Source organism: Pseudomonas sp. UF-293 (assembly GCF_058245595.1).
The window spans coordinates 407730-431245 of the sequence record NZ_JBSICA010000002.1; the positions used below are offsets into that span (position 1 = coordinate 407730).

At 60.8% G+C, this 23516-nt stretch carries 25 protein-coding genes; 13 read left to right on the forward strand and 12 right to left on the reverse strand.

Annotated features, from left to right (window positions below):
- The first annotated feature begins 280 nt into the window (after nt 1-280).
- The 3 genes from recQ (at nt 281) to AC4IHP_RS04310 (ending at nt 4895) form a co-directional block, all read left to right on the forward strand.
- A complete protein-coding gene (recQ, locus tag AC4IHP_RS04300; RefSeq protein ID WP_490830955.1) occupies nt 281-2410 on the forward strand; it encodes a DNA helicase RecQ in 2130 nt (709 codons plus the stop codon).
- A gap of 132 nt (nt 2411-2542) precedes the next feature.
- Complete coding sequence (locus AC4IHP_RS04305; RefSeq protein ID WP_016771142.1) at nt 2543-2977, forward strand: MarR family transcriptional regulator; 435 nt, start codon at nt 2543-2545, stop codon at nt 2975-2977.
- 127 nt (nt 2978-3104) lie between these two features.
- Nucleotides 3105-4895 carry a motility hub landmark protein FimV gene (locus tag AC4IHP_RS04310; RefSeq protein ID WP_490830956.1) on the forward strand — a complete coding sequence of 597 codons (1791 nt, stop codon included), beginning with the start codon at nt 3105-3107 and terminating at the stop codon, nt 4893-4895.
- A gap of 127 nt (nt 4896-5022) precedes the next feature.
- Here the strand turns inward: AC4IHP_RS04310 and AC4IHP_RS04315 are convergent, their stop codons facing one another.
- Entirely contained in the window at nt 5023-7212 is a 2190-nt protein-coding gene (locus tag AC4IHP_RS04315) for a patatin-like phospholipase family protein (protein WP_490830957.1), read from the reverse strand.
- A 71-nt stretch (nt 7213-7283) separates the two neighbouring features.
- Here AC4IHP_RS04315 and AC4IHP_RS04320 point away from each other — a divergent pair, with 71 nt between their 5' ends.
- Nucleotides 7284-7571: an Rdx family protein gene (locus tag AC4IHP_RS04320; protein ID WP_460125127.1), complete on the forward strand. Its 288-nt coding sequence runs from the start codon at nt 7284-7286 to the stop codon at nt 7569-7571.
- Here the strand turns inward: AC4IHP_RS04320 and AC4IHP_RS04325 are convergent.
- The gene (locus AC4IHP_RS04325) at nt 7565-8458 is read right to left on the reverse strand and encodes a DMT family transporter (RefSeq protein WP_490830958.1); all 894 of its coding nucleotides are present in this window, start codon (nt 8456-8458) and stop codon (nt 7565-7567) included. The genes AC4IHP_RS04320 and AC4IHP_RS04325 overlap by 7 nt on opposite strands.
- Nucleotides 8459-8530: 72 nt before the next feature.
- Entirely contained in the window at nt 8531-9295 is a 765-nt protein-coding gene (locus AC4IHP_RS04330; RefSeq protein ID WP_490830959.1) for an AraC family transcriptional regulator, read from the reverse strand.
- A 135-nt stretch (nt 9296-9430) separates the two neighbouring features.
- On the opposite strand from AC4IHP_RS04330, the gene AC4IHP_RS04335 reads away from it, so the two are divergent.
- On the forward strand, nt 9431-10246 hold the full coding sequence (locus AC4IHP_RS04335) for a UDP-2,3-diacylglucosamine diphosphatase (RefSeq protein WP_024012063.1): 816 nt from the start codon (nt 9431-9433) through the stop codon (nt 10244-10246).
- Between the two features lie 110 nt (nt 10247-10356).
- Here AC4IHP_RS04335 and AC4IHP_RS04340 read toward each other — a convergent pair whose 3' ends face one another.
- Nucleotides 10357-10947 (reverse strand): HD domain-containing protein, encoded by a 591-nt coding sequence (locus AC4IHP_RS04340; protein WP_490830960.1) that lies wholly within the window; start codon nt 10945-10947, stop codon nt 10357-10359.
- Nucleotides 10948-10961: 14 nt separating this feature from the next.
- Nucleotides 10962-11273: an Mpo1-like protein gene (locus tag AC4IHP_RS04345; protein ID WP_041478979.1), complete on the reverse strand. Its 312-nt coding sequence runs from the start codon at nt 11271-11273 to the stop codon at nt 10962-10964.
- 165 nt (nt 11274-11438) lie between these two features.
- Here AC4IHP_RS04345 and AC4IHP_RS04350 point away from each other — a divergent pair, with 165 nt between their 5' ends.
- Nucleotides 11439-12500, forward strand: coding sequence for an AraC family transcriptional regulator (locus tag AC4IHP_RS04350; RefSeq protein ID WP_202883387.1), 1062 nt, complete (start codon nt 11439-11441; stop codon nt 12498-12500).
- Here AC4IHP_RS04350 and AC4IHP_RS04355 read toward each other — a convergent pair.
- Nucleotides 12457-13911, reverse strand: a complete 1455-nt coding sequence (locus AC4IHP_RS04355; protein ID WP_150636617.1) for a TrkH family potassium uptake protein — start codon at nt 13909-13911, stop codon at nt 12457-12459. The two genes, AC4IHP_RS04350 and AC4IHP_RS04355, sit on opposite strands and share 44 nt — an antisense overlap.
- Nucleotides 13912-14032: 121 nt before the next feature.
- Between AC4IHP_RS04355 and AC4IHP_RS04360 the strand changes: the two genes are divergently transcribed.
- On the forward strand, nt 14033-14599 hold the full coding sequence (locus AC4IHP_RS04360) for a nitroreductase family protein (RefSeq protein WP_490830961.1): 567 nt from the start codon (nt 14033-14035) through the stop codon (nt 14597-14599).
- 95 nt (nt 14600-14694) lie between these two features.
- Here AC4IHP_RS04360 and AC4IHP_RS04365 read toward each other — a convergent pair whose 3' ends face one another.
- Nucleotides 14695-16035: a sensor histidine kinase gene (locus AC4IHP_RS04365; RefSeq protein ID WP_460125140.1), complete on the reverse strand. Its 1341-nt coding sequence runs from the start codon at nt 16033-16035 to the stop codon at nt 14695-14697.
- A 176-nt stretch (nt 16036-16211) separates the two neighbouring features.
- A complete protein-coding gene (locus tag AC4IHP_RS04370) occupies nt 16212-16664 on the reverse strand; it encodes a Spy/CpxP family protein refolding chaperone (RefSeq protein WP_042607494.1) in 453 nt (150 codons plus the stop codon).
- 265 nt (nt 16665-16929) lie between these two features.
- Between AC4IHP_RS04370 and AC4IHP_RS04375 the strand changes: the two genes are divergently transcribed.
- The gene (locus AC4IHP_RS04375) at nt 16930-17403 is read left to right on the forward strand and encodes a hypothetical protein (protein WP_110645043.1); all 474 of its coding nucleotides are present in this window, start codon (nt 16930-16932) and stop codon (nt 17401-17403) included.
- 149 nt (nt 17404-17552) lie between these two features.
- Here the strand turns inward: AC4IHP_RS04375 and AC4IHP_RS04380 are convergent, their stop codons facing one another.
- From AC4IHP_RS04380 to AC4IHP_RS04395, 4 genes are all read right to left on the reverse strand, one after another.
- The gene (locus AC4IHP_RS04380; RefSeq protein ID WP_490830962.1) at nt 17553-18230 is read right to left on the reverse strand and encodes a response regulator transcription factor; all 678 of its coding nucleotides are present in this window, start codon (nt 18228-18230) and stop codon (nt 17553-17555) included.
- Between the two features lie 7 nt (nt 18231-18237).
- A complete protein-coding gene (locus tag AC4IHP_RS04385) occupies nt 18238-18648 on the reverse strand; it encodes an SH3 domain-containing protein (RefSeq protein ID WP_016771128.1) in 411 nt (136 codons plus the stop codon).
- A gap of 108 nt (nt 18649-18756) precedes the next feature.
- Nucleotides 18757-19056 (reverse strand): YciI family protein, encoded by a 300-nt coding sequence (locus AC4IHP_RS04390; RefSeq protein WP_016771127.1) that lies wholly within the window; start codon nt 19054-19056, stop codon nt 18757-18759.
- 1 nt (nt 19057) lies between these two features.
- Entirely contained in the window at nt 19058-19654 is a 597-nt protein-coding gene (locus AC4IHP_RS04395; protein WP_042607495.1) for a septation protein A, read from the reverse strand.
- An 87-nt stretch (nt 19655-19741) separates the two neighbouring features.
- Here AC4IHP_RS04395 and AC4IHP_RS04400 point away from each other — a divergent pair, with 87 nt between their 5' ends.
- The 5 genes from AC4IHP_RS04400 (at nt 19742) to AC4IHP_RS04420 (ending at nt 23382) form a co-directional block, all read left to right on the forward strand.
- Entirely contained in the window at nt 19742-20605 is an 864-nt protein-coding gene (locus tag AC4IHP_RS04400) for a PHP domain-containing protein (RefSeq protein ID WP_039761090.1), read from the forward strand.
- A gap of 13 nt (nt 20606-20618) precedes the next feature.
- Nucleotides 20619-21248 carry an L-threonylcarbamoyladenylate synthase gene (locus tag AC4IHP_RS04405; protein WP_016771124.1) on the forward strand — a complete coding sequence of 210 codons (630 nt, stop codon included), beginning with the start codon at nt 20619-20621 and terminating at the stop codon, nt 21246-21248.
- Nucleotides 21249-22070, forward strand: a complete 822-nt coding sequence (locus AC4IHP_RS04410; RefSeq protein WP_490830963.1) for a segregation and condensation protein A — start codon at nt 21249-21251, stop codon at nt 22068-22070. It begins immediately after the preceding gene.
- 11 nt (nt 22071-22081) lie between these two features.
- The gene (scpB, locus tag AC4IHP_RS04415) at nt 22082-23047 is read left to right on the forward strand and encodes an SMC-Scp complex subunit ScpB (protein ID WP_490830964.1); all 966 of its coding nucleotides are present in this window, start codon (nt 22082-22084) and stop codon (nt 23045-23047) included.
- 143 nt (nt 23048-23190) lie between these two features.
- Nucleotides 23191-23382 (forward strand): DUF1289 domain-containing protein, encoded by a 192-nt coding sequence (locus AC4IHP_RS04420; RefSeq protein WP_460117417.1) that lies wholly within the window; start codon nt 23191-23193, stop codon nt 23380-23382.
- Nucleotides 23383-23516 lie beyond the last annotated feature (134 nt).

Here is a 23516-nt window from a genome sequence, read left to right on the forward strand (position 1 = left end):
AGCGAGCCTGCTCGCGAAGGCGCTGTATCAGGCACTTTTCTATCGACTGACAGGTCGCTTTCGCGAGCAGGCTCGCTCCCACAGGGTTTTGTGTGGCAGGTTTATCAGTGTCTTCTCAGCGGCACCCTCTGCGGCGAAGGCCTCGGGTATACTGCCGCGTTTTGCGATCCCTGCCGGCGCTGCGCTGGTCATGCAATGTGTTCTTACGTTTTGTTTAAGCAGCCGAGGCTGCTATGAACCAGCCTGAGCAGGGATGTATCGGTAGATTTTTGGAGTTTTTATGCTCGAACAGGCTCAACGCGTCCTCAAGGACATCTTCGGCTACGACAGTTTCCGTGGCCGTCAGGGTGCGATCATTGAGCGCGTGGCCAGCGGCGGTGATGCGCTGGTGCTGATGCCTACCGGTGGCGGCAAGTCGTTGTGCTTCCAGGTGCCAGCGCTGTTGCGTGAAGGCCTGGCCGTAGTGGTATCACCGCTGATCGCACTGATGGACGATCAGGTCGCCACCCTTGAAGAACTGGGCGTGGCTGCCGCTGCGCTGAACTCAACGCTGAGCGCCGAGCAGCAGCGCGATCTCGCCGTGCGGATCAAACGCGGCGAAGTGAAAATGCTCTATCTCGCACCGGAGCGTCTGGTGCAGCCGCGCATGCTGGCGTTTCTGCAAAGCCTGGAAATCGCCCTGTTCGCCATCGACGAAGCGCATTGCGTTTCGCAATGGGGCCACGATTTCCGCCGCGAATACCTGCAACTGGGTCAATTGGCCGAGCTGTTCCCCAACGTTCCGCGCATTGCCCTCACCGCGACCGCCGACAAGCGCACCCGTGAAGAAATCGTCGATCGCCTGCACCTGCAGAACGCCGAGCGCTTCCTGTCGAGCTTCGATCGCCCGAACATCTTTTATCGCATCGTGCCCAAGGAGCAGCCGCGCAAACAATTGCTGGCGTTCCTTGCCGAGCGGCGCAGCGATGCCGGCATCGTGTATTGCCTGTCGCGCAAGAAGGTCGAAGAAGTTGCGGCGTTCCTCAGCGAGCAAGGCTTCCCGGCGCTGCCGTATCACGCCGGTCTGCCCAACGATCTGCGCGCCTATCACCAGAAACGCTTCCTCAACGAGGAAGGCCTGATCATGGTTGCCACGGTGGCGTTCGGCATGGGCATCGACAAGCCCAACGTACGCTTCGTCGCGCACCTCGATCTGCCGAAATCCCTTGAGGCGTATTACCAGGAAACCGGGCGCGGCGGCCGTGACGGGCTGCCGGCGGATGCTTGGATGGCCTACGGTCTGCAAGACGTAGTGATGCTCAAGCAGATGCTGCAGAACTCCGAGGGCGACGAACGGCACAAGCGTCTGGAGCAGCACAAGCTCGACGCGATGCTGTCGCTGTGCGAAGAAACCCGCTGCCGCCGGCAGGCGTTGCTGGCCTATTTCGATGAAGACATGCCTGAGCCGTGTGGGCACTGCGACAACTGTGTCGACGGCGTGCAGACCTGGGACGCCACAGAGCCTGCACGTCAGGCGTTGTCGGCGATTTTCCGCACCGGCCAGCGTTACGGTGTCGGCCATCTGGTCGACGTGTTGCTGGGCAAGGACAACGAAAAGGTGCGCAGCTTTGGCCATCAGCATCTGTCAGTGTTCGGCGTTGGCAAGGCGCTGAGCGAGAGCGAGTGGCGCTCGCTGTTCCGCCAGTTGGTGGCGCGTGGGTTGGCCGATGTCGATCACGAGGGTTATGGCGGTCTGCGCTTGAATGACAGTTGCCGGCCTTTGCTCAAAGGCGAAGTAAAACTGGAACTGCGCCGTGACCTGAAACCGCAAGTCACCGCCAAGACCGGCAGCAAGAGCCAGGCCAGCCAGCTGGTACGCGGCGAGGAACGCGAACAGTGGGAAGCCTTGCGTGCATTGCGCCGCAAGCTTGCTGAAGAACACGGTGTGCCGCCTTACGTCATCTTTCCCGACTCGACGCTACTGGAAATGCTCCGCAGCCAACCGACCTCGCTGGCGGAAATGGCCCGGGTCAGCGGCGTCGGCGCACGCAAGCTGGAACGTTACGGCGAAGCCTTCCTCGAAGTGCTCGGCGGCGAGGCCGAGGCGCCGAAGGTGGTCGCCGATGTCCGTCACGAACTGATCACCCTGGCCCGCGCCGGCATGACCCCGCTGCAGATCGCCGGGCAACTGCAGTGTTCGGAGAAAAACGTCTACGCCATGCTCGCTGAAGCCATCGGCAAGCAACAATTGTCGCTGGAGCAGGCGCTGGACTTGCCTGAGGAATTGATGGGCGAAGTGCAGGACGCGTTCCTCGATGGCGAGGGCGAGTTGCCGTCGGTCGCCGAAGTGGCGGAGTTGTTTGCCGGGCGAGTACCGGAAGGCGTGCTGTATTGCGTTCGGGCGGCGTTGCAGTCTGAATTCGAGATGTGAAACGACGTATGCGCCAAGCCCCGTACAGTTGTAACGATTCAGTACAGAGCCACTCTTGCCTATAACTGCGGCCCATGCTTAGCTGACTAATAATTAGATTTCCCGTATTTTCAGTCTAACCGTGAGTGTTTTATGCCGTTAACCGATCAACATCGCTTTGGTATGCAACTGGCCCAGATGTCCCGTGGCTGGCGTGCCGAACTGGATCGTCGTCTCGCCGGGCTGGGCCTGTCGCAGGCGCGCTGGCTGGTGCTGCTGCATCTGGCGCGTTTTGAAGAGGCGCCGACCCAACGCGAACTGGCGCAGAGTGTCGGCGTCGAAGGCCCGACCCTGGCGCGCTTGCTCGATAGTCTGGAGAACCAGGGACTGGTGCAACGCCAGTCCGTGATGGAAGACCGTCGGGCGAAAAAAATCGTTCTCTGCGCACCCGCTCTGCCGCTGATCGAACAAATCGAAACCATTGCCACGCAACTGCGCCACGAATTATTCGAAGGCGTCGACGAGGCGGATTTGAAGGTGTGCATGCGTGTGCACGGGCACATTCTGGCCAATCTGGAAAAATCTTGAGGCACATCCCAACGGCGATTTTTTGAGAGATCGGTCTGAGCCGTCTATAAGAACTACTGGGCAATATCGTGTTCGTACCGGATGTGCGAACGCATAGAAACCGGTTTTGCTTATTTAAGGGATGCTCATGCTCGCAAGTCGGCACGTGCTGCGCGAGGGCGCCAAATGGCTGCTGCTCGCTGGCGTATTCAGCTACTCGACCTGGTCGATGGCGTTGGGGTTGGGCGAAATCACTGTTCACTCAGCCCTCAATCAGCCGTTCAAGGCCGACATCGCACTGGTCGATGTCGGCACGTTGACGCAAAACGATCTCTCGGCCAGCCTGGCTTCGGCGGATGAATTCGGCCGGGCCGGCGTCGAGCGGGTGTTCTTTCTCAATGACCTCAAATTCACCCCGATTTTGCGCGGCAGTCGCCAGATGATCCGGGTGACGTCCGGCAAGCCGGTCAACGAACCTTTCCTGAACTTCCTCGTGCAGCTCGATCAGCCCAACGGCCGTCTGTTGCGCGAGTACACGGTGCTGATCGACCCGCCGGGCTCGCCGGGCATCGTGCCCGCCACCGACGAGCCGGATCCGCGCCCGCAATCCTCCGAATTTCCAACCGTCGAACCGGTTACCGCGGCGCCCCAGGCAGCCCAGGGCAAACGCACCGCGGCGCCTGTGCCGCCGACGCCAGCGGCACCTGCCAATGATGCGCAGGCCGAGCAACTGGCCGCCAGCGTGCTGCTGACCCAGCAGTTGCAAAAGACCATCGATGAACAGAACCTCAGATTGCAAGAACAGCAAGTGCAGATAGCCGACGGCAGGAAGCAGATCGAAGATTTGCAAACCCGTCTGGCCGAAGTACAGAACGCGCCGCCAGCCGTGGTCGCGCCGGCTCCGGCCGCTGTTTCAGCCCCGGTTGAATCAACAGACGATGGCGTGAACTGGCCTGTGCTTGGCGGACTGATATTGCTGCTGGGCGTGCTGGCAGCGTTGCTCATACGCCGCCGTCAGCAACGTTCGACAGCAGATGGCACCCCGCTGACGCTATTGCCCGTGAGCGTCGAAAGCGACGTCGATGAGCCCGAGATTCACCAAACTGTCGGTTCGCACGCGGCGGCTGATCATCGAGACGAACCGGGTGCCGGCGACGTGCTGGAGGCCGTGGGCATCTATCTGGCCTACGGTCGACTCAGCGAAGCCGCCGGGCTGCTGCGCGATGCCTTGCACAAGGAACCCGAACGCACCGATCTCGGTTTGCAGCTTTTGGAAGTCCTGGGGCGCCAGGGTGACAGTGGCGCTTTTGAACAGCAGGAGAACCGCCTGCGTGCGCTTGGCGTCGATGAACGCGAACTGATTGAAACCCGTGCTCGCCATCCAAAACTGGCAGGCGCCGCACCGGCGGCATTTGCAGCAACGCCAATTGCACCCCAACTGCCTGCGACTGCGGCCGCGCCGCTCGCATCGACGCTCAGCGCTCCCGAGGATGATTTCGAATTGAACCTGGGCGAGCTGTCGATGGATTCGAATTGGGATCTCAACGACAGCCGTAGCGATCGCGCGGCACCGCCGATCGATGATCCGGCACTGGGAACCAGCTTGTCAGTGGACGCCGATTTCGAACTGCCGCAGGCGGCATCTGCCGAAGAAGCCGAGCTCGAATGGATTCCCGAACCCGACGCCCAACCGCTCGACGATGACTTTCTCAACGAGTTCGGCGATCCCGAGCCATCGCTGGTGCTGGAACCTCTGGATCTGCAATTGCCCGAGTCCATCGACACTGACACCGAGGCCGCCGGCAAGCTCGAACAGGCACAAACCTGCATCGACGACGGCGACATCGACAGTGCGATCGCGCTGCTCAATGAATTGCTCAGGGAAGGGGATGAGCCGTTGAAGCAGACGGCGCGGACGTTGTTGGCGGGGATTCGCTGAGCGCCCACGGATTACGGTTCCTTGAGGGCCGCTTTCGCGAGCAGGCTCGCTCCCACAATGGAATGTGCTGTCCCTGTGGGAGCGAGCCTGCTCGCGAAGGCGTCAGATCGGCCAACACCCTCTCACGTCAGAACGTCTGCCCCAGATTCAGATAAACCGCCTGCTCATCCGCATCATTCAAGCCATAAGTGAAGTTCAACGGCCCCAGCGGCGTGTCGAAGCCGATAAACACGCTCGCGGCATTGATGTAGCCGCTGTCGAACTCGTTGTCGTTGTTCCACGCCCGACCGCGCTCCAGCGAGGCGCCGGCGTACAGCGGGAAGTCCAGCGGCAGGTACGAGCGCGGCGTCAGACGGCGGTAGTACACGGCGCGCATCAGGCTGACGTTCTGTCCGGACAGCGCATCCTCACGGAACCCCGACAACTGCCGCGCGCCGCCGAGCAGGAAGCTTGAGGTGACCACATTGGCATCGTCCAGCGTGCGGCCGTAGCGCCCGCCGAGTATCAGCGTATCCGGCCCGTGGCTCATGGCCTTGTCGAACTTTGCTTCCCATTGGCGATAGCGATTGTCCGAACCCAGACCCGGTTCGAACTGAGCGAACGTCAGGCTGACGTCCTTGCCTTCGTGCGGAAAGTACACGTTGTCCAGCGAGTCGTAGGAATACTTCACGGTATAGAAGCCTTCGTTGAAGCTTTCACTCGGCAAATCCTGATCGCCAATGCGCACATCAGCTTTGCCCCAGGCCTGGCCGACGCCGAGTCGCACTTCACCATTGTTGCCGATCTGCCGGCCAAGGTTGAGGCCGAAGCCGTAGCGCTCGACCCGGTACTGGGCGATCGGATCGTTATCCAGCACCGAATCAACGTTCTGCGCCTCGAACGACGCATAGGGCGCGACGAAGTAACGCGAGCCGACGTCCAGCGGCTGATAGAACTCGCTGTACAGCTCCTGCTTGTCGCCGATCTGCGCGCGGGTCAGCCATTCCGCGCCGAGGCGGTTGATGCCATTGACGCGATAACTGGCGCCAAGATTGAAAGCACTGTCGCCGCGCATGTCGTCCGACAGATTCAAACCGACCCGCAAGTAATCGGTACCGCTGCGCTTGCCGCTGGCGCTGATGACCAATGTGTGATCCTGGCCCTTGTGCACCACGCGATAACGCACTTGATCGAAGTAATCGAGGCCGTACAACGTGCCCATGTCCGAATGCAGGCGGCCCAGGTCGAGCGGCGCGCCGATCGGCTGGCGGATGTAATAGCGAATCACGTCATCGTCGACCTTCGAGTCATTTTCGACCCGGATTGCGGTAATGATCGGCGTGCGCTGACCAGGCTGGCGGGCAGCGTTCAATTCCGCGTCCTGGGTTTGAGTCGGCTTCAGCTGCGCCAGACGCGCATCGAGGATTCGCGTGGCGCGATAACCGGCATCGATCATCTCCTGCGCCTTGCCGAAATCGGTCACGCCGAACGCTGCCAGTGCAGGCTGAATCAACACGTCATCGGCATGCAGACTCGCCAGTTGCTCTTCGGAATTGCGCCGGGTCATCAGGGTAATCGACTGATTGAGCACATCCACTACGGTGGTCAGTTGCTTGCGATTGCGCAGCGGCGTGCCGATATCGACGACGATGGCGATGTCGACGCCCATTTCCCGCGCGACATCCAGCGGGATGTTGTCGGTCATGCCACCGTCCACCAGCAGTCGGCCATCAAGCTCGACCGGGGCGAACACCGCCGGGATCGACATGCTCGCGCGGATCACCTGCGGCAGGTGGCCTTTGCGAAACACCACTTTTTCGCCATTGGCGATATCGGTGGTCACGGCGCGAAACGGGATCGGCAACTTGTCGAAGTCACGGGTGTCGCTGGTATGGGCCAACAGGCTTTCCAGTAACAGCGCGAGATTCTGGCCCTGAATCACCCCCAATGGCAGGCCGAGGCTGCCGTCGTCGCGGAAGCTGAGTTTCTGTTTCACCAGAAAGTCGCGGTCGTCCTGCTTGCGTCGAAATGGCACGTCCTCACGCGGCGGGGCGTCGGACAGTGCAGCCTGCCAGTCGATGCTCAGGGCGAGCTTTTCCAGTTCGTCGATCTTGTAGCCCGAGGCGTACAGGCCGCCGACCACCGCGCCCATGCTGGTGCCGGCAATCGCGTCGATCCTGATGCCTTGTTCTTCCAGCGCCTTGAGCACGCCGATGTGCGCCAGCCCGCGCGCAGCACCGCCGGACAGCACCAGGCCGACTTTCGGTCGTGGCGCTTCACTGGCGTGGACCAGCAGGGGAAGGAAACCAAGCAGCAGGCAGAACAGCAAACGGCGCATTGTGAGTCTCGGGGCAAGCGATAAAGCCGGCTATTATAGCGGCGCCCTCTGTCCCAGGAGTTTCAGCGATCATGACCGTCGCCAAAGCCGAAGTTGTCATCACTTATTGCACCCAATGCCAGTGGCTGTTGCGCGCCGCGTGGCTGGCACAGGAGCTGCTCAGCACCTTTGCTGACGACCTGGGCAAAGTGTCATTGGTGCCGGGCACCGGCGGGGTGTTTCACATCAGCTGTGCGGGTGTGCAGATCTGGGAGCGCAAGGCCGATGGTGGTTTCCCCGAGGCCAAGGTGTTGAAGCAACGGGTGCGCGATCAGATCGATCCTGACCGCGACCTCGGTCACAACGACCGCACTCAGTGAGACGCGGCTTCGGCGGCGACGGCTTTCTTGTCGGCATGGCCTGACATCCGCGCCGATACAACGATGGCAACAATGATCAGCGCGCCGCCAATCAACATCTTCGGCGTCGGGATTTCATTGAACAGCAGCCAGGCGATGGTGATGCCGTAAACCGGCTCCATGGCGAACACCACGGCCGCCGTGCGCGCCTTGATCACCGCCAGACTGGCGACGAACAGGCTGTGGGCGACGCCGGTACAGAACACCCCGAGCAGGGCAATCCACAACCAGTCCAGTGCGCGCACCTCGCTCAGTTGCGGTGCAGCAAGCGGCAACAGACACAATGCCACCACCACGTTTTGACACAGCGCCGCCTGCACCGCCGGGATGCGCCCGGAGCTCGCACGGTTGGTCAGCGACAGCAGGGAAAACAGCAGCCCCGAAAGCACCGACCAGAGCAAACCGATGGTCGCCCCGCTGCCCAGGTCGAAGGCCGGGGTTACCAGAATCAGGCCGATGCTGACCAATACCACCAGGACGATTTCATTGGCGCGGATGCGCTCGCGGAAGATCAGCCCTTCGAGAATCACCGTGAAGGCCGGGAAACTGGCAAAGCCCAATGTTGCGATGGCTACGCCGGCGATCTTCACGGATATGAAGAAACTCACCCAGTGCCCGGCCAGCAACAGGCCGCTGAGGGCAAGGCGCCGCCAGTCCACGGACTGAAGTTTCTGCCAACCATGCTGGCTGGCGAAACGGGTGAAAAATGCCAGGGCGAGCACGGCAAAAACCGCACGTCCAAAGACGATCACAGCAGGGGATGCGGCAGCGAGTTTGCCGAACACACCGGTCAGGCCAAACATCAAAGCGCCAATATGCAGAGCGCCCAGGGCGGTACGCGGAGTCATTGCATTCCTTTTTTCAGGTTCAACTTCATGGGTACATTGAACCGCGTCTCGGCCTACAAGTCTGTCGGCAGGCTATCGTCTTTTGTCGCAGGAATCGCGCCGAAGATGTCCGGGCGATGAGCCGAACTCACGTAGGACTGCGGCCGAGAACGCACTTTGCGAGCTGTAACCGACGCGACTGGCTACTTCACCAATCGGCAATGCAGTGTCGCGCAGCAGTTGCACCGCGAGATGCAGGCGTCGACTGCGGATGTAATCCATCGGCGTCTGTCCGCATTCGGCCATGAACCGTGCATGCAGGCGCGCACTGGACAACCCGGCCACGCGCGCCAGGTCGGCGACTTGCAGCGGATAGGCGGCGTATTGCTCGATGTGCGCATCCAGCGCGGCGTAGGGCAGGCGACGCGCGCCGAGTTCGGCAGGTTGCGCGTGATTGAGACTGGCCAGCAGCAACACCGCGCCTTGCTGCGCGATCAACGGATCGCTGACCGGACTGTTCGCCAGCCAGTTGACCAATTGGCTCTGCCCCGAGTCCAGCGACAGCCGCCCCGGATGATCGAGCAAGCGGCGACTGGCCTCGGCATGCGCGCCCAGCGAGTCCTGCACCCATTGCCCTTCAGGGATGTCGAGCACCAGGCAGCTGCTGCCTTGGGGACTGTCGCAGGCATGATGAGCGCCGGACGGAACCACCACAACACTCTGCTGACGCACTTGGCTGCCACAGCCCTCGACCTCGAAATCCAGCGCACCGGACAGCCCGAACACCAATTGCGCGTGCTCGTGGCTGTGCACAATCAAATCGTGGGTGTACTGGCGCAGGGTGAGGATCGGTCGCATGGCAGGTTGTCTCCGAAGTGGCCGTCAGTCTACACCGCCGTACGCTGGATGCGTTGTCACACGACTGACTCGCGCTTGTCACGGTCGATTAACCGGGCGCGCGCAAGCTGGCGAAAACATCGCAGAGGGTTGCCCATGACCAGCGCCGAGCTCGCCCGACCCAGCCGCAAACAACGGGTGCGAACCCTGTGGATCTCCGATGTGCACCTGGGCACCCGGGATTGCCAGGCCGAGCACTTGTCGCAATTTCTCAAGGGCTACCACGCCGACAAGGTCTATCTGGTCGGTGACATCATCGACGGCTGGAAACTGCGCAGCGGCATGTACTGGCCGCAGGCACACACCAACGTCATCCGTCGCCTGCTGACCATGAGCAAGCGCGGCACCGAAGTGATCTACGTCACCGGCAACCATGACGAATTCCTGCGGCGCTATTCGAAACTGATTCTGGGCAATATCCAGTTGGTCGACGAGGCGGTGCACGTTACGGCGGACGGCCGGCACTTGCTGGTGATTCACGGCGATCAGTTCGATGTGATCACCCGCTATCACCGCTGGCTGGCGTTTCTCGGCGACTCGGCCTACGAATTCACCCTGACCCTCAACCGCTGGCTCAATCACTGGCGCGCCCGTTATGGCTACGGTTACTGGTCGCTGTCGGCGTACCTGAAACACAAGGTCAAGACCGCCGTCAGTTTCATCAGCGATTTCGAAGAAGCCATCGCCCACGAATGTGTGAAGCGCGAACTGCATGGCGTGGTTTGCGGGCATATTCACCATGCCGAGATTCGCAAGGTGGGGGAGGTGGACTACCTCAATTGTGGCGACTGGGTCGAATCGTGCACGGCGCTGATCGAGCATTGGGACGGCACGATCGAGCTGTATCGGCTGGCGGATGCGCAGGCGCGGGAGGCGGAGTTGAAAGCTGCCAAAGTTGCCGAAATCGCCTGAGCGAAAGAGAACCCTGTGGGAGCGAGCCTGCTCGCGAAAGCGCTGTATCAGGCACATAAGTTTCGTCTGACACTACGCCTTCGCGAGCAGGCTCGCTCCCACATGTGTTCTTAGGCCGGGCTGTGTTCTTGCATTACTGCTTTGTAAATCGAGTTCTTCGGCTGCGCAAACAGCCGCTCCATCATTGGCTCGAAGAAGCTCAGCGGCAGCGTGTCGTACGCCGGATCAAACGCCGCCGCGTCGTATTTGGCGCAGAACTCGGCAGTGGCCTGGAACTGCGGATGATCTTTGAACTGCTCGCGCAAGTGCCGATCCATGCCCAGGTGATGAAAGAAGTAATAGCCCTGAAAGATGCCGTGCTTCTCCACCATCCACAGATTTTCCGCACTCACGAACGGCTTGAGAATCGCTGCGGCGATGTCCGGATGGTTGTAGGAGCCGAGGGTGTCACCAATGTCATGCAACAGCGCGCAGACCACGTATTCCTCGTCACGCCCGTCGCGAAAGGCGCGGGTCGCAGTTTGCAACGAGTGGGTCAGGCGATCCACCGGGAAACCGCCGAAGTCGCCCTCAAGCAGCTTCAGATGCGCGAGGATCCGCGACGGCAGTTGTCTGGCATAGGCACTGAAGTCGGCGGCGATGATCGCCCAGTCGTCTTCGGTGCCGTCCTTCATATGAATGAAACGAGCATGGGCATTCATGGGCAGACCCTCATTCAGAACGCCACGCGACCGAGAATCATGTCGCGGTACATGACGAAATCGCCGAGCAGGCTGTACAGCGGATGCTGAAACGTTGCTGGGCGGTTTTTCTCGAAAAAGAAATGGCCGATCCAGGCAAAGCTGTAACCGGCCACAGGCAGTGCCAGCAACAGCAGCCAGGCACTCTTGGCGATGCTCAGGGCGAGAATGAAGATGACCAGAGAAGTGCCGATGAAATGCAGACGACGGCAGGTGCTGTTGCTGTGCTCGGCGAGGTAATACGGGTAGAACTCGGCGAAGCTGTTGAACTGCTTGATGTTTTCCACGACCGCGCTCTCTGTGGTGATTGTTCTGGCGACAAGTTGTGCGTCGGGTAGCTTATTTGAGTCTAGAGTGATCATTGGCGTGGGCCAGTGACAATCGGCGCCACTTTAGTATCCTTCGCAAATAGGGCGGTTATCTGCAGCCCGTCATGTAAAAGAATAACAACCATGAGCGAACGAACGACTTCTGCAAGCTGGGCGATGGGGATTGTCAAAGCACTGGAGATGGACGGCCTGGATTGCCGGGTTTTGTTCAAGCAGCTGGGGCTGGACTTCAGTGCCCTCGAAGATCCCGATGCGCGTTTCCCGCAGGACTCCATGACCCGGCTCTGGCAACGCGCGGTCGAGGTTTCCGGCAACCCGGCGATCGGCCTGAACATGGGCAAAGTGGTGCGCCCGGCCTCGTTTCATGTCGCCGGCTATGCGCTGATGTCGAGCAATACGCTGGCTGAAGGCTTCCAGCGTCTGGTGCGCTATCAACGCATCATTGCCGAAAGCGCCGACCTGAGCTTTCGCCTGCTCGATGAAGGTTACGCGCTGATTCTCACCGTGCACGGCGATCATCTGCCGCCGACCCGGCAGAGCGCCGAAGCCTCACTGGCCTGCGCACTGGCGCTGTGCGGCTGGCTGACCGGGCGCCCGCTGCACCCGGTCAAAGTGTTGGTTCAGGGCGATCAGCCGACAAACCTGCAACCTTATAAAGAAGCCTTTCACGCACCGTTGGTGTTCAACGCGCCATACGATGCGTTGATCTTCGAACGTGCCGATATGGAGGCGCCGCTGCCGACAGCCAACGAAGCCATGGCGCTGTTGCATGACCGTTTTGCCGGGGAATATCTGGCGCGGTTTTCCGAGAGCCGCGTGACGCACCGGGCACGGCAGGTGCTGTGTCGTTTGCTGCCCCAGGGCGAGCCCAAGCGCGACACCGTGGCGCAGACGTTGCACCTCTCCCAGCGCACGTTGCAGCGGCGTTTGCAGGAGGAGGGCACCAGTTTTCAGCAGTTGCTCGACGACACCCGCCGCGAACTCGCCGAACAATATCTGGCGCAACCGAGCATGACCTTGCTGGAGATCGCTTACTTGCTGGGCTTTGCCGACCCGAGCAACTTCTTCCGCGCGTTTCGCCGCTGGTTCGACACCACGCCAGGCGAATACCGCCTACGCCTGACGCAAGTGCCGGACGCGGTCAATGACGCCAGAACGCCGGAATACACAGCACAAACACCGTAATGATCTCCAGTCGGCCGAGCAGCATGCCGAACGACAGAATCCACTTCGCCGCATCCGGCAGCGTCGCGAAGTTGCCGGCCGGGCCGATGGTTTCGCCCAGACCCGGGCCGACGCCGGACACGGTGCTGGCGGCGCCGGTCAGCGCGGTCATCCAGTCGACCCCGAGCAGCGACAGCAGCAGGGCGATCACGCAGATGGTGATAGCGAAGAAGAACGAGAAGGTCAGGATCGAACGGACGATCTCTTCGTCGAGGCGGTGGCCGTTGTACTTCTGCTTGATCACCGCGCGCGGGTGGATCAGCTGATTGAGGTTGGCCTTGAGCAGGATATACGCGACCTGGAAACGGAAAATCTTGATCCCGCCCGCCGTCGAACCTGAGCAACCGCCGACAAAGCCCAGGTAGAAAAACAGCATCAGCGAGAAGTTGCCCCACAGGCTGTAGTCGCCGAGGGCGAAACCGGTGGTGGTGACCACCGAGGTCACGTTCAGCGCCACATGCCGCAGCGCTTCCAGCCAATGCAGCTTGGTGGTCCACCAGTACCAGGTGCCGAGCACCAGCCAGGTCACCAGCAACATCGCCAGCAAACCCTGCACCTGTTGATCCCTGATCAACGCCCGGCGGTTGCCGCGCAGCGTCGCCACGTACAGGGTGAATGGCAGGCTGCCGAGGATCATGATGACGATGGCCACCCAGTGCACCGCCGGTTGCGTCCACTTGGCCAGCGACTGGTCGGAGGTCGAGAAACCACCGGTGGAAATCGCCGACATCGCGTGGTTGATCGCATCGAACGGGCTCATCCCGGCCCACCAGAATGCCAGGCTGCCGAGAATGGTGATGCCGACGTAGGCCGCCACGATCAGCCGCGCCACCATGTGCGAGCGCGGCATGACCTTTTCCGAGCGGTCCGAGGATTCAGTCTGGAACAGGCGCATGCCACCGATACGCAGCAGCGGCAGAATCGCCACCGCCATGCCGATGAAGCCGATGCCGCCGATCCAGTGCAGCAGAGAACGCCACATCAGAATTCCCGGCGACATGTTGTCCAGGCCGTTGAGCACGGTGGAGCCGGTGGCGGTGATGCCGGACATGCTTTCGAAGAACGAGTCGGTGTAGCTGATGTGCTGGGTCAGCAGAAACGGCAGCGCGGCGAAAATGCACACCACCAGCCAGCTGCTGACCGTCAGCAGATACATGTCGCGCGGGCGCAGGTGAATGTGTTCCGGTCTCCCGGGAATCACCAGAGCGAGGCCGGCGATAAAGGTGATCATGCTCGCCCAGAGGAACGACGGCAGGTCGCTGGTGCGCTCGAAAATCACCAGCGTGGCCATCGGCACGACCATTGCCACAGCCAGCGTGATCAGGAAGATGCCGATGATAAAACCAATGATCCGTAAGGTCGGCAACGCCATGAAATCCGCTCGGGCTGATTGAACAAGGGCGCCATTCTACCTGCGGGGCAAGGCATGTAAACCGGCAGGCGCTGCGCAGATGAAGCTAGAATAGCCGCACATTTTTCAAAGGAGGTGGCCGATGCAGGCTCTCGACGCGTTGCTCAACCGTGTTTCCGTTCCCCGCCTGGTCGAACCGGCCCCCACTGCCGAGCAGCGCGAAGCCCTGTTCGGCGCGGCCTTGCGGGCCCCGGATCACGGACATTTGCAGCCGTACCGCTTTTTGACCGTCGAAGGCGCGGCGCGTGAGCAAATGGGCGAGCTGCTGGCCGAGGCGGCCCGCCAGCAGGGCGGCGAAGTCACCGACGCTATGATCGACAAGGCCCGCAACGGCCCACTGCGCGCGCCGCTGGTGGTTGTGGTCATCGCAAAATTGCAGGAACACGTGAAATATCCGAAGGCTGAGCAACTGCTCACGGCCGGCTGCGCGGCCCACGGGATTTTGCTCGCGGCGTATGCGCAGGGGATTGGCGCGGTGTGGCGCACCGGGGACCTGGCGTACTCAAAGCATGTGGCCGAAGGCTTGGGACTGGTGGAAGGCGAGGAAGTGATCGCGTTTCTCTATCTCGGCACGCCGCAGAAAGAGCCGCGCGTGGCAGAGAAGGTTGATCTGGCCGAGTTCGTCAGCGCCTGGCCAAGTAAGGCTTAAGATCAAAGATCGCAGCCTTCGGCAGCTCCTACAAGTGTTCACATGACGTTGTAGAAGCTGCAGAAGGCTGCGATCTTTTTTGTCTTACCGTAAACCTACGGCTGAACGATAACTCCCGGCACCAGCGGCAATTCCAGACTCGCCACAAAGCCACCCTGCGGATGATTGGCCAGCGTCAGCGTGCCGCCATGCCGTTCCGCCGCGCGTTTGGCAATCGCCAGACCCAAGCCATGGCCGGCAGCCGTTTGCCCCGGCGCCCGGTAAAACGGTTCGCCCAACTGACTCAGATGTTCCGTCTGCACCCCCGGCCCGTGGTCGCGCACGCTGATGACAATCCGCTCACCCTGCCGCGCAGCCTGCAATTCGATCGGCTGATCGCTCGGGTTGAAGCGCTGGGCGTTGCGCAGCAGATTATCTACCGCGCGTTCGATCATCGTCGGCCAACCTTTGAGATTCAGCTGCGGCTCGGTTTGCAGGCGCACGGTCTGCTCGGGGGAGCTGAGCTGCGCATCCTTTTGCAGCGTGGCGAGCAACGCATTCAGGTCCACTTCTTCAGCGCTGGCGTTGTCGGCATCGACTCGTGCCAGCACCAGAATTTCACTGATCAACGCCTCCAGCCGATCGCATTCGCGGGTCAGCCGTGGCCACAGTTTTTCGCGTTCTTCAGGATTGGCCCGCTCGGCCAAGGCCAACGCGATGCGCAGGCGCGCCAGTGGTGAGCGCAGTTCATGGGAGACATCCCGCAGCAGCTGCCGCTGACTGCCGATCAGGCTTTGCAGGCGCGCGCCCATGCGGTTGAAATCGGTGGCCAGTACGCCGAATTCGTCACGGCGGTTGGCCAGTTTCGCCAGGCTGTTCTGCTGATAAGTCGTCTGCCCCAGATCATGCACCGCGCCGCGCAAGCGACTGAGCGGGCGAGTGATGGAGAAGGTCACGAGTAAACTGAACAGAGTCAGCACCACCAGCGCAATACCCAGCGCACTCAGCGGCCAGAGCAGGCTTTCGCGGTGCCAGGCGTCGAGTTCCGGGTGTGGGATGCGGTAGATGAACAGGTAGGTGTCACCGGTTTTTTCGCTGGTGATTTCATCAGTCAGGCGCCGCCAAGGCAGGCGGCGATCGTCGTTGTTCTGCCGCGCTTCGAATGCTGCGGCGCGACGCGGGAAGGTGCCACGCACCACCGGATCGCCGGTTTCGTTGAGCACTTGAACGTCGATGTGATACTGGCGTTTGCGCTGTTCGAGGATGTCCTGGGCGGCTTCTTCGCCCTGGGCTTCGTAAGTCTGCGTCCACTCTGCCGCCAGTGTGTTGAGGCCGGGATGGCGGCTGAGGATCCACGCGTCCTGATTGAGCATGTGCCCGAGCAGGATCGACAGCCCGGCTACCAGAGCGATGGCCAGCCAGAAGCTCGCAAGAATCCGCCAGAACAGTGAACGCACAGAAACTCCTCAATCAATACACCGTTCAAATGTGGGAGCGAGCCTGTTCGCGAAGGCGTAGTGTCAGTCAATCCATCTCTGGCTGATACAGCGCTTTCGCGAGCAGGCTCGCTCCCACATTCGATTTGAATGGAACAGGCCCGACGAGGTGAGTCGTCGGGCCCAGGGTCAAGCCATTATTGCGCCTTTTGTGCCTGCTGCGCTTTCCAGGCCTTGAACTCGGCCCATTCGGCGCGGCGTTCGGCGCGTTTCTTCTGGATCTCGTCGAACTGCTTCTGTTGCTCGGGCTTAAGCAGTGCACGGACATCGGACTCGGCTTTCTTGTGGTTGGCCGCGATCTCGTCCTTCATGGCTTTCTGGTCGGCCGGCGAGAGTTTTTCCAGGTACTTGTCAACCACTTGCTTACGCTCGTGCATCTGCTCGCCCATGATCTTGCGAATCTGCTCGCGCTGTTCGCGGGTCAGGTCGAGCTGGCTGTACGGGCCTTTGCCGTGCATGCCGCCGTGCATCTGGCCGCCGTGGCGCGGGCCATCCAGCGGACCACCCAGCGGACCGCCATCCTGCGGCATGGCCATGGCCACGGTTGGCAGAGCGGCAGCGAACATCAGAGCGATAAGAGTCTTGCGCATGGTGTATCTCCTTGTCTCGTTCCCGGTACGTTCCGGATGAGTGCAGATTACGCAGATCAAGGTCAGCGGCGGTCAGCGCAGCGTAAAGCTTCGGTAAAGACGCTTCGTGCCCGGCCTTACACATATCCAGTGCAGGAGGTGCTGAAGGCTGCGATCTTTTGGATAATGCACGGGCCGAGGCTGTGATCACTCATTTAGACGACATTGTCGCTCAGCGAAAGAACAACGGCTGCGTGCCTTAACAAAGCGAATACCGAGCTTCCCTATGACTAATAAAACGTTTACCAGGCAACTCGGCCCATGGCTGATGGCAGCTTTATCGGTCAATGCGATTTTTTTGGCATTCCTGATTTTTGATCATGGTTCGCAGGGGCACGATATGAAGATGATCAAAACTAAAGAACCGTTGCTGATCGAGGGCCCAATCGGCGACGAAAATTACTACGTGCTGCCGCAGGGTACTACGCTATATCACGATAAAAGCTTTCCTGAAGGGCATGATCGTTATGTGGTGTATCTCAATCATAAGGGTACGATTGCCCACGAAGAAGTACCGATGAAGCCTGAGTACGGCGGTTCTTTTATTGATCCGCTCTGGCTGGCAAATGTTGATGCGAATACTTTGCAAGAAATTTTCAAGCGTTTTCCACTTTCCAAAAAAGACATTGCCGCTGCCATTAAGGCCAACGAGATAACCAAGGACGATTTGGCCGACATTATTCGTTCGATGCCCGATTAACCACTGCAAAGCCACCGATGGCTGCATTCCCATACAGAGCGTGGAAAAGATCAGATCCCCTCTGGAGTGAGGCTGCTCGCGATGGCACAAGAGTGTGTTGACTGACACACCGCCATCGCGAGTAGGCTCACTCCTACACGGCGCAGGTCTTATAAGCTGTAGTAGTAACCACGGCTACGCAGCGCAACGATGCGCGGACGGCCGTCGGGGTGGGGGCCGATTTTTTTGCGCAGATTGCTGACGTGCATGTCGAGGCTGCGGTCGTACAGGGTCAGCTTGCGGCCGAGGGCCAGTTGCGCCAGTTCCTGTTTGTCCAGCGGCTCGCCGGGCTGCTTGAGCAGGGCTTCGAGCAGGCGGCTTTCGGAGACGGTCAGGGTCAGTTCTTTTTCGTCGATGCTGACCACGCCGCGCACCGGGCTGAAACTCAGGTCGCCCAGCTCAAGTTGCGTTGACACAGCGGCGGGATGGCTGCGCCGCAACACGGCGCGCAGGCGCGCGGTCAGTTCGCGGGGGTCGCAGGGTTTGGCCAGGTAATCGTCGGCGCCCAGTTCGAGGCCGAGGATGCGATCGAGCGGTTCGCCACGCGCTGACAGCATCAGCACCGGCAGGTCGGCGTGGTCGTTGCGCAGTTGCTTGAGCAATTCCAGACCGCTGCCGTCGGGCAGCATCACGTCCAGCACTACCGCCGCCGGGGCGGTTTCGGTCAACGCCTTGCGCGCGCTCTGGCCGTCGTGGCAGGCGCGCACCTGGAAGCCTTCCTGGCTCAACCAGCTACTCAGGAGTTCGCACAACTCCTGGTCATCATCAATCAGTAACAGCTCGCTCATGACTCACTCAATTTAGCCATTGCCGACGTTTTCGGCTTGCACCACTGGCAAAGATACCGCAGAGCAGCGCCAATAGCGCTACCCCGGCGCCAGTGACGAACCACTGCTGTTGATCGGTCAGCAAACGCGGCAGCGGGCTGGCCTGGGCTTCCTTGAGTTGCAGCTTCAGACGCTGGTTCTCCTGGCGCAGCCGGGCGAGCTGGGCGCTTTCGCGGGTGTTGTCGGCATTTTGCAGTTGTTTGTTCAGTTCTTCGCGCTGCTGTTCACTGGCCTTGAGCCGCTGCTGCAGCTCGGTGATCTGGCTGCCGGCGCTCAATGACAATGGCGTGGAGCTGCCACTTTCGGTGGTTTCCTCACCATGGGCGGGGGCCATGATCGACAACGTGAGCAACATCAGACACAACGGACCCTTGCGCATCGCGACACCTGTTTCCAAATGGATATTGGGCAGGTTGTCGGCAGGCAAACGAGAATAATGAGCGATTGAGAGCGCGATGAACCGAGAAGGTTCATCGCGTGGAAGGACTTAAGGCAGGACTTGCTTGAACGGCTTGACGATCACATTGGCGTAAACGCCAGCGGCGATGTACGGATCGGCATCGGCCCAGGCCTGTGCGGCGCTGAGGGAGTCGAACTCGGCGACGATCAGGCTGCCGGTGAAACCCGCTGCGCCCGGATCATTGCTGTCGACGGCCGGATGCGGGCCGGCCAGCACGATGCGGCCTTCGCCCTTGAGCGCTTGCAGGCGTTCCAGATGCGCCGGGCGCGCCGACAGGCGAGCTTCGAGCGAGTTGGCAACGTCGGTGGCAATGATGGCGTAGAGCATGTCAGTCCTCGGTTTTTGGCGTTGTGGTATCGGTGTCATGCAGATGGCGCGACAGGTAGATGCCCTGTGCGACCAGGAACAGCACGGTCATGCCCAGGCTGCCGAACACCTTGAAATCAACCCAGATGCTCTGGAAGGTGAAGGCGACGAACAGGTTGGCGGCGCCGCAGAACAGGAAGAACGCGATCCAGGCGATGTTCAGGCGCGTCCAGACCGGGTCCGGCAAGGTCAGCGCGTGGCCCATGATGCGTTTGATCAGCAGGCGGTCACCGATGAAGTGGCTGCCGATGAACGCTGCTGCAAACAACCAGTTGACCACCGGCGCTTTCCATTTCAGGAAGGTTTCGCTGTGGAAGGCCAGCGTCAGGCTGCCGAATACCAGGCAGGCGATCAGCGTCAGCCACTGGCTCTTTTCCAGCTTGCGCTGCTTGATGAACAGCGCGCCGTACACCACCAGGGAGCTGATGATCAGCATCGCCGTGGCGCTGTAGATACCGCCTACGGTCACTTGCTGGCCGGCAATGTCGACGACCCGTGGATCAAGTTTGTAAACGATGAAGAACAGCAGAAGCGGGATGAAATCGATGAATTGTTTCACAGTGAGAGCCAGAAGCTGGATGTGGCGGCATAATAACAAACATATGGGCGCGCGATAGCGCCAGCTGATTTGAGGTTACAACTCCCCGTGAATGTTGATTTGCACTGCCACAGCACGGCCTCCGATGGCGCCCTGGCGCCTGCGGTTCTGGTTGCGCGTGCGTTCGAAAATGGCGTGCGAGTCCTGGCGTTGACCGACCACGACACCCTCGAAGGCCTCGCCGAAGCGCGTACGGCGGCCACCGAGTTGGGCATGCAACTGGTCAACGGCGTCGAATTGTCCTGCACTTGGGGCGGGGCGACCATTCATGTGCTGGGCTACGGTTTCGACGTCAACGCTGCGCCGTTGGTCGAAGCGATCGCGAAATTGCACGATGGCCGCTGGCTGCGGTCGGAAGAAATAAGCCGCAAGCTCGCTCTGAAGGGCATGCCCGGGGCCCTCGACGGCGCCCGGCAGATCCAGCAGGAATTGGGCGACAGCGGCAACGCGCCGGCCCGGCCGCATTTCGCTGACTGGATGGTGCGTGAAGGTTATGTAAAGGATCGCGCCGAGGCGTTTCGCAAATGGCTCGGCGCCGGCAAGCTCGGCGACGTCAAGCTGCACTGGCCGACCCTGGAAGACACCGTCGGCACCCTGCGCGCCGCCGGTGCCTGGGTCAGCCTGGCGCATCCATGGCACTACGATTTCACGCGTAGCAAACGCCGAAAGCTGATTGCCGACTATATTCAAGCAGGCGGGCATGCTATCGAGGTGGTCAATGGCCATCAGCCCGCAGAACAGGTGGGCAGCCTGGCGATCCTTGCCCGTGAGTTCGGTCTGCTGGTCAGCGCCGGCAGTGACTTCCATGGCCCTGGCGGCTGGTCCGAGATCGGCCAGTACCGGCCGGTTCCCGAGGACCTTCCACCCCTGTGGTGTCGGTTCAAACATGACACAGATATTGCCGCCGTCTGAACAGGTAGAGAATGTGAGTCAATTTTTCCAGATACATCCGGAAAACCCGCAAGCGCGCCTGATCAAACAGGCGGTCGAGATCATCCGCAAGGGCGGGGTGGTGATTTATCCCACGGACTCGTCCTACGCGATCGGTTGCCAGATCGGCGACAAGACCGCCATCGAGCGTGTGCGACGGCTGCGTCAGCTCGATGAAAAGCACAACTTCGCGCTGATCTGCAGCGACCTGTCGCAGTTGGGCAATTACGCCAAGATCGACACAGGCACCTTCCGCATTCTCAAGGCGCACCTGCCGGGGCCTTACACTTTTATTCTCAATGCCACCCGCGAAGTGCCGCGCCTGTTGCTGCATCCGAAGAAGCGCACCATCGGCCTGCGCGTGCCGAGCCATCCGATCGCCCTGGCGCTGCTGGCCGAACTCGGCGAGCCGCTGATGAGCGTGACGCTGATCATGCCCGGCGACGAAGACCCACTGAGCGATCCGTATGAAATGCGCCAGTTGCTTGAGCATCAGGTCGATCTGATCATCGACGGCGGCTTTGGCGGCATCAAGGCCTCAACGGTGATTGACCTGACCGGCGACGACCCGGAAGTGGTCCGCGTCGGTTGCGGCGATCCGACGCCGTTCATGGTCGAGGCCTGAATGTCCGCAGTGGAAACCGTGGTCGATCCCCAGGCCGGCGCCCAGCAGGAACTGCCGTTCGCGATGGTCTATGGCCAGGCGGTCATGGAAATGCCGCTGGACCTGTACATCCCGCCGGATGCGCTGGAAGTCTTCCTTGAAGCCTTCGAAGGTCCGCTCGACCTGCTGCTGTACCTGATCCGCAAACAGAACATCAATATCCTCGACATCCCCGTGGCGGAAATCACCCGCCAGTACATGGGCTACGTCGAGTTGATGCAGTCGGTGCGGCTGGAACTGGCCGCCGAATATCTGGTGATGGCGGCGATGCTCGCCGAGATCAAATCGCGCATGCTCCTGCCTCGCGCCGAAACTGTCGAAGATGAAGAAGACGACCCGCGCGCCGAACTGATCCGCCGCTTGCAGGAATACGAGCGCTTCAAGGCTGCTGCCGAAGGTATTGATGGTCTGAGCCGGGTCGGTCGCGATGTGATCGTGCCCAAGCTCGACGCCCCGGAAGCACGGGCGCGTAAACTGCTGCCGGACGTGGCGCTGGAAGAGATTTTGATGTGCATGGCCGAAGTGCTGCGTCGTGGCGACATGTTCGAAAGCCACCAGGTCAGCCGCGAAGCGCTGTCCACCCGCGAGCGCATGAGCGATGTGTTGGAACGGCTCAAGGGCGGCGGCTTCGTACCGTTTGTCGAGCTGCTCACCGCCGAAGAAGGCCGCCTGGGTGTGGTAGTGACTTTTATGGCGATCCTTGAACTGGTCAAGGAATCCTTGGTCGAGCTGGTGCAGAATGAGCCGTTCGCCGCGATCCACGTGCGAGCCCGAGCCGAATAACGAGTCGAAACATGAACCTGACTGAACCCCGCGAGCTGGCGCCCCTGCTTGAAGCCTTTCTGTTGGCCTCGGGAAAACCGCAATCACTTGAGCGCCTGTTTGAACTGTTCGAAGAAGGCGAGCGGCCGGAGCCGGCGGTCTTCAAGAAAGCCCTGACCCTGCTCGGCAAATCCTGCGAGGGCCGTGCCTTCGAGCTCAAGGAAGTGTCGTCGGGCTACCGCTTGCAGATCCGCGAGAAGTTTTCGCCGTGGGTCGGCCGTCTCTGGGAAGAGCGCCCGCAGCGCTATTCCCGGGCCCTGCTGGAAACCATCGCGTTGATCGCCTATCGGCAGCCGATCACCCGTGGCGAAATCGAAGACGTGCGTGGCGTCGCGGTCAACAGCAACATCGTCAAAACCTTGCTCGAACGTGAGTGGATCCGCGTCGTCGGTTACCGCGACGTGCCGGGCAAACCGGCGATGTTTGCCACGACCAAGGCGTTTCTCGACCACTTCAACCTGAAAAACCTCGAAGACCTGCCGCCGCTGGCCGAACTGCGCGAGATGGAAGCCGAACCGGTGCTCGACTTCGACGACGCGCCGGTGCCGCAGAGTCTGCAGGAGCTGGCCGACGCCAGCGCCGAGCTGGAGGAGGAGAAGGAAGAAACCAGTTTCCATTCCCTGCTGCTGGAGCTGGACAGCATGGAGGAGGGGATCAAGACCGACTTCGACGATCTGCTGCGTGATGCGGTGGATGGCGAAGCGCCGGTGTCTGTGCCCGAGATTATTCAACCGGTTGTTGAGTTTGAAGTGGAACTTGAAGCCGCGCCCGACGCCGAACCGGAAGAAGATATTCTCGGCGTCGCCGAGGCTCGCGAGAAACTCCTGGCCGCTGTCGCTGCCCTCGAACAGCCGGAACCGGAACTCAGCGAAGAAGAAGCCGAAGCCCGCGCACTGGCTGAAGCGATTGAAGCCGAACGGCGCGAATTTGACGACTGACGCCTATTGAGAAACCAGTGAAGACCCTGTGGGAGCGAGCCTGCTCGCGAAGGCGGTGTGTCAGATACATCAATGCTGGATGACACTGCGCCTTCGCGAGCAGGCTCGCTCCCACAGGGTGAAATGTCGTTCTGGAGATTGCGATGAGCTCAACCAAAGACCCCTGCATCAGCCTCTGCAAATTCTCCGACGACATCTGCCTCGGTTGCGGTCGCAGCAAGCGCGAGATCAAGGCCTGGAAGAAACTCGACAAGGACGATAAACGCGCGGTGCTGGCTGAAGCCGCGCTGCGCCTGATCAAACTGGGTGGTGCCGGTCGGCGGAAAAAGAAATAACTGTTGATCGATCAGCTAGTCTCTGATGCGCGACGGCGCACATCCGCGTATGATTCGCGACCCTTCGCCGATCCCTTCGGCCTGGACCCAGTTTTCAATACTTCAGGCGCCGCCTGAACAGACCACACCGGGAG

Excerpts from the sequence above, each read along its gene's own strand:
- AC4IHP_RS04330 (WP_490830959.1), bottom strand. The coding sequence starts at position 9,295 with ATGCGACCGATCCTCACCCTGCGCCAGTACACCCACGATTTGATTGTG.
- AC4IHP_RS04380 (WP_490830962.1), bottom strand. The coding sequence starts at position 18,230 with ATGAGCGAGCTGTTACTGATTGATGATGACCAGGAGTTGTGCGAACTC.
- AC4IHP_RS04355 (WP_150636617.1), bottom strand. The coding sequence starts at position 13,911 with ATGGCGTTGCCGACCTTACGGATCATTGGTTTTATCATCGGCATCTTC.
- AC4IHP_RS04350 (WP_202883387.1), top strand. The coding sequence starts at position 11,439 with ATGAGCGAACGAACGACTTCTGCAAGCTGGGCGATGGGGATTGTCAAA.
- AC4IHP_RS04390 (WP_016771127.1), bottom strand. The coding sequence starts at position 19,056 with ATGCTCTACGCCATCATTGCCACCGACGTTGCCAACTCGCTCGAAGCT.
- AC4IHP_RS04340 (WP_490830960.1), bottom strand. The coding sequence starts at position 10,947 with ATGAATGCCCATGCTCGTTTCATTCATATGAAGGACGGCACCGAAGAC.
- AC4IHP_RS04360 (WP_490830961.1), top strand. The coding sequence starts at position 14,033 with ATGCAGGCTCTCGACGCGTTGCTCAACCGTGTTTCCGTTCCCCGCCTG.
- AC4IHP_RS04385 (WP_016771128.1), bottom strand. The coding sequence starts at position 18,648 with ATGCGCAAGGGTCCGTTGTGTCTGATGTTGCTCACGTTGTCGATCATG.
- AC4IHP_RS04310 (WP_490830956.1), top strand. The coding sequence starts at position 3,105 with ATGCTCGCAAGTCGGCACGTGCTGCGCGAGGGCGCCAAATGGCTGCTG.
- AC4IHP_RS04325 (WP_490830958.1), bottom strand. The coding sequence starts at position 8,458 with ATGACTCCGCGTACCGCCCTGGGCGCTCTGCATATTGGCGCTTTGATG.
- recQ (WP_490830955.1), top strand. The coding sequence starts at position 281 with ATGCTCGAACAGGCTCAACGCGTCCTCAAGGACATCTTCGGCTACGAC.
- AC4IHP_RS04305 (WP_016771142.1), top strand. The coding sequence starts at position 2,543 with ATGCCGTTAACCGATCAACATCGCTTTGGTATGCAACTGGCCCAGATG.
- AC4IHP_RS04375 (WP_110645043.1), top strand. The coding sequence starts at position 16,930 with ATGACTAATAAAACGTTTACCAGGCAACTCGGCCCATGGCTGATGGCA.
- scpB (WP_490830964.1), top strand. The coding sequence starts at position 22,082 with ATGAACCTGACTGAACCCCGCGAGCTGGCGCCCCTGCTTGAAGCCTTT.
- AC4IHP_RS04315 (WP_490830957.1), bottom strand. The coding sequence starts at position 7,212 with ATGCGCCGTTTGCTGTTCTGCCTGCTGCTTGGTTTCCTTCCCCTGCTG.
- AC4IHP_RS04410 (WP_490830963.1), top strand. The coding sequence starts at position 21,249 with ATGTCCGCAGTGGAAACCGTGGTCGATCCCCAGGCCGGCGCCCAGCAG.
- AC4IHP_RS04335 (WP_024012063.1), top strand. The coding sequence starts at position 9,431 with ATGACCAGCGCCGAGCTCGCCCGACCCAGCCGCAAACAACGGGTGCGA.
- AC4IHP_RS04420 (WP_460117417.1), top strand. The coding sequence starts at position 23,191 with ATGAGCTCAACCAAAGACCCCTGCATCAGCCTCTGCAAATTCTCCGAC.
- AC4IHP_RS04370 (WP_042607494.1), bottom strand. The coding sequence starts at position 16,664 with ATGCGCAAGACTCTTATCGCTCTGATGTTCGCTGCCGCTCTGCCAACC.
- AC4IHP_RS04320 (WP_460125127.1), top strand. The coding sequence starts at position 7,284 with ATGACCGTCGCCAAAGCCGAAGTTGTCATCACTTATTGCACCCAATGC.